The 1500-nt window shown below is 67.8% G+C and carries 2 protein-coding genes and 1 pseudogene; all 3 read right to left on the bottom strand.

Features of this window, described 5'->3' with window-relative positions:
- Positions 1-235, bottom strand: a pseudogene (locus VTU_RS0105870) (DUF4136 domain-containing protein); the annotation flags it as partial.
- A gap of 56 nt (positions 236-291) precedes the next feature.
- Positions 292-1224 (bottom strand): tRNA 2-thiocytidine(32) synthetase TtcA, encoded by a 933-nt coding sequence (gene ttcA / locus VTU_RS0105865; protein ID WP_010101937.1) that lies wholly within the window; start codon positions 1222-1224, stop codon positions 292-294.
- 40 nt (positions 1225-1264) lie between these two features.
- A partial coding sequence (locus VTU_RS0105860) for a dihydroneopterin aldolase (RefSeq protein ID WP_029554151.1) occupies positions 1265-1500 on the bottom strand: 236 nt, incomplete at its 5' end.

Here is a 1500-nt window from a genome sequence, read left to right as displayed (position 1 = left end):
CGTCGCGTTGCAGCCCCACGCGCGTCAGCGCCCGTTCCGCCAGCGCCGCGATCGGCTCGAACGCGGGCGTCTGCTGCGAGGGCAGGCGCTCGATGCGGTAGGTGGCCGGGGCCGGCAGCGCCGTCAGGGTCGAGAAACTCTCTACCTGGCCATCGACCAGGCGCGTGCTGCTGCAACCCGCGAGTGCCGCAGCGGCCAGGCCCAGGAGCAGGGTGGAAATCCATCGGCGCAGCATGCTCAGTCTCCTGAAAAGGGGGAAGCCTCCTGGGAGCTGCGCGGGCCTTGCATGGTTCAAGGCCGTTGCACCACCTGCATGCCGGGCAGGGCCGGGGCGGGCGCCGGGAACGTGTCCGGGTCGAACGCCCTGTCGCCGTCCGCGCTGGCCATGCCCGTGGCCCGGGCGTTTTCAAAGTCGTAGAGGCGGCCGTCGAGCAGGTGCGAGGCAACGACGTTCTGCAGGGCGTTGAACATATTCGGCACGCGGCCCGGGAAGCGCCCTTCCCAGTCGCGCAGCAGGTCGCCGACCTGCTTGCGCTGCAGGTTCTCCTGGCTGCCGCACAGATTGCAGGGGATGATGGGAAAGGCGCGGTGCGTGGCCCAGCGGGCGATGTCCTTCTCGGCCACATAGGCCAGCGGGCGGATCACCACGTGCCTGCCGTCGTCGCTCACCAGCTTGGGCGGCATGCTCTTGAGCTTGCCGCCAAAGAACATGTTGAGCAGCAGGGTTTGCAGAATGTCGTCGCGGTGGTGGCCCAGCGCAATCTTGCTGCAACCCAGTTCGCCGGCGACGCGGTACAAAATGCCCCGGCGCAGGCGGCTGCACAGGCTGCAGGTGGTCTTGCCCTCGGGGATGAGCCGCTTGACGATGCCGTAGGTGTCCTCGTTCTCAATGTGAAAGCGAACGCCGGTACGGGCCAGGTACTCGGGCAGCACGTGCGCGGGAAAGCCCGGTTGCTTCTGGTCGAGGTTCACCGCCACCAGCTCGAAGCGGATCGGCGCGCGCGCCTGGAGCCGGAGCAGGACGTCGAGCAGCGTATAGCTGTCCTTGCCGCCCGACATGCAGACCATGACCTTGTCGCCCTCCTCGATCATGCGGAAGGTGGTGATGGCCCGCCCGGCCTCGCGGCACAGGCGCTTTTCGAGCTTGTGCGTTTCGTGCCCGATCTTCACTGCGCTGCGCGGGGAGGCAATGGTTTCGGCTTCGGTCCGGGCGACGGTGCTCATGCGCCGGATTGTCTCATTCCCGTGGGGGGCGCCGCCGCGGCTACCACTGCCCGGTCTCGACGCGGATGGCCACCTCGCAGTCGGCAAAAATCTCCAGCTTGGCAATCGTCACGCGCACGCCGAGCACGCCGGGCAGTTGCAGCAGGCGCTGGGCGAGCTTGCCGATCAGGCTCTCGAGCAGGTTCACGTGCTCGGCCGTGCATTCGTCGATGATGATCTGGCGCACGCGGCGGTAGTCCAGCACATGGCTGATGTCGTCGTCGCGCGGCGCCAGGG

The sequence above is a fragment of the Verminephrobacter aporrectodeae subsp. tuberculatae At4 genome, assembly GCF_000193225.1.
In the GTDB taxonomy this organism is placed as follows: Bacteria; Pseudomonadota; Gammaproteobacteria; order Burkholderiales; family Burkholderiaceae_C; genus Acidovorax; species Acidovorax aporrectodeae.
The sequence above is the reverse complement of the archived record's forward strand: the minus strand, read 5'-3'. Positions and strand labels throughout refer to the sequence as shown.

What these genes read in the sequence shown, in the direction of transcription:
- ttcA (WP_010101937.1), bottom strand. Translation starts at nt 1,224, where the DNA reads ATGAGCACCGTCGCCCGGACCGAAGCCGAAACCATTGCCTCCCCGCGC.